Origin of the sequence: Nostoc sp. FACHB-888, from assembly GCF_014696655.1 — a bacterium.
Classification (GTDB): Bacteria; Cyanobacteriota; Cyanobacteriia; order Cyanobacteriales; family Nostocaceae; genus Nostoc.
Genome location: NZ_JACJQM010000371.1, coordinates 1 through 2,395, shown reverse-complemented (window position 1 = coordinate 2,395; position 2,395 = coordinate 1). Strand labels below are relative to the sequence as shown.

General features: G+C 43.9%; 4 protein-coding genes and 1 pseudogene. All 5 read left to right on the top strand.

What is annotated here, in order from left to right; genetic code table 11:
* Nucleotides 1-273 (top strand): annotated as a pseudogene (locus H6G26_RS40950) (hypothetical protein); the annotation flags it as partial.
* A 123-nt stretch (nucleotides 274-396) separates the two neighbouring features.
* Nucleotides 397-633, top strand: a complete 237-nt coding sequence (locus H6G26_RS40945) for a hypothetical protein (protein WP_190737789.1) — start codon at nucleotides 397-399, stop codon at nucleotides 631-633.
* 85 nt (nucleotides 634-718) lie between these two features.
* Nucleotides 719-1,180: a hypothetical protein gene (locus H6G26_RS40940; RefSeq protein ID WP_190737790.1), complete on the top strand. Its 462-nt coding sequence runs from the start codon at nucleotides 719-721 to the stop codon at nucleotides 1,178-1,180.
* The gene (locus tag H6G26_RS40935; protein WP_190737788.1) at nucleotides 1,177-1,860 is read left to right on the top strand and encodes a hypothetical protein; all 684 of its coding nucleotides are present in this window, start codon (nucleotides 1,177-1,179) and stop codon (nucleotides 1,858-1,860) included. The genes H6G26_RS40940 and H6G26_RS40935 overlap by 4 nt, the downstream gene beginning before the upstream one ends.
* On the top strand, nucleotides 1,857-2,395 hold a 539-nt coding region (locus H6G26_RS40930), incomplete at its 3' end, for an alpha-ketoglutarate-dependent dioxygenase AlkB (protein ID WP_190737786.1). The genes H6G26_RS40935 and H6G26_RS40930, both read left to right, overlap by 4 nt.

Here is a 2,395-nt window from a genome sequence, read left to right as displayed (position 1 = left end):
AGAGAACTTGGAAAGAAAGTCCCCCTGAGCGGCGCTCACTATCGGGGACATCTTGGGACATGGGTTCGCACGTTTTACCCACATCTAGGCGATCACCAAGAAACGCGATTGGTTAACGGTGTGCAACAGCCCATCTATGTCTACGCTTGTCACGATCCGGCTGTTGCCGACGGGTTGACCAAAGCTATAGAAGAGTTCTTTGCTCACCCTAGCCCTGGTGCAGCGCTAAGGCAGGCAGGTGCTTTCGCTAGAAAATCTTTAGTAACGGCTTGATGGACATTGGGCATTGGTCATCGGTCATCGGTCATCGGTCATCGGTCAAGTAGAGCGATCGCCCAGTAATCAAGAATTAAGACTTTTACAACAAAGGCAAATTCTACCTTGAGGGGAAAAGATATGGAACTCGGCTACTTCCAGAAAGATGTATTGATTGAAAAACTAGCTAAGAAATTCTACGCGATCCAAGGCTATGTAGTCCCCGAATCATATCGAATGCAATCAGCTACACATCCAGCAGAAAGAGCGTGTGTGGCTATGGCTATTTTTGCAATCGAAGAATTTGAATCTATCAAAGATGAAGGTTCAGATGAGGATGATGACGAATATGAAACTGATTGTTTATTCCCTGAATAACGTTCGTTGCCACGGGTTTAATTGAAGCGCGAGTAATACACCTTCCTAAATATTTTCTTACAAATTACAAGATGGTTAAACGGATATGAAAGCCATAGTCACAGTAGTTGAAAAAATTTTATCTGAAGCTCACATTGATATTCCTGAAGGTTTAGCAGAACTAGGCATTAGACAGCACGTTGTAGACCATTACAACAGTGGCGAAATGCTTCCTTTACTGAATATTTTCCACGTTGATTTTGAATCTATCAGCGTTCACATTGGTAAAAAACCCCAAATCACTTGGCAACCCGGAAAGTCTTGGATTCCAAAACGTCCTTATTACTTTTGTAAACTTGGAAGATTTACTTTAACTCTGTTAACTGACACAGAGCAAAACTTAACTTGTACAGAAGTTTACTTTGGGCATCACAAGCAACTTATTTATACGTCAGAAAAAGAGATATCCAAAGAATTGGCAACAGTCGAACTCCAAAATTTCTTAAGTGGATTAGCTGTTGAACTTCAGACTTTAAGCCACATTGAAGTTAGTGAGGATGAAGTATGACTGTTGCACCATTATTAGCACCAGAAATCACTGTCATCGAGACTGTCACCCGACATCCACTGAACTTTTATGAGTCCCCATCGTGGTTTACTACGGAATTACTGCGCCATGTTCCGTTATCTGGTGTGATTGGTGAGCCTTGTGTAGGACATGGAGCGATCGCTTCTTTACTTCGAGCATGGCCAGACACCCAAAGAATTTGGACTAATGACATTGACGTTCACAAAGACGCAGATTATCACTACGACGCAACTTTAACCGAGTCTTGGGATAAATTTTCAGAATGCGACTGGATCTGTACTAATCCACCATACGCGGAATTTGCTGCACCAATTATCAAGAATGCGTACCAGAAAGCGCGTGTGGGTGTCGCTGCTTTTTTACTTACCAGCTTTCTCGAACCCTGTGATGATCGGGCGGATTTCTTACAGCAATATCCACCGTCACTTGTTCTAATCATGCCACGCTTCTGCTTTCGGAAAGACAAACGGGGTACTCGTTGGGCTACCGATAACGTTACCATCTCATGTTTTGTGTGGGACAAACGCGCAACAGGGCAGCAAATTATTATTCGTCCCAAGTCGGCGATCGCTGGATTTTACAAGAACCCAGAACAGGCTATTTCACAAGAACGGGCTTTTGAGATTGTACGGGCAATAGCCCAAGGGAAGTATTTATGAAACAGATGTCACTTTTTGATGAACCTACCATAGTTTTACCAGTCAACTATTATCCAGAGTTTCTCACTCTTACTGAAGCTGACGCACTCTACCAACATTGTCAACAATTGCAATGGCAACAAAATCAAATCAGGATGCTGGGTAAAACAATGCCTGTACCTCGCCTAGAGTGCATTTATGGCGATGAAGGCTGTGATTACCTCTACTCTAAAAGCGTACTACTCAAACCACTACCTTGGACAGACGCTCTGGCTAAGTTACGCGACAGAATCACCGCAACTGCTGGTTATAACTTTCGCATCGTCATTGGCAATCAATATAGGAGCGGACAAGACAGTATCGGCTGGCATAACGACAGTGAATCATCAATGGGGCTAAATCCCGCGATCGCATCAATCAGTTTAGGTTCGGTGAGGAAATTCCAAATCAAGCCCGTTGGGGGCAAGCCTACTGACTTTTGGCTGGAGCATGGGAGTCTGCTGGTGATGCTTCCGGGTTGTCAGAGTACTCATCTGCATCAAGTTCCGAAGACCAA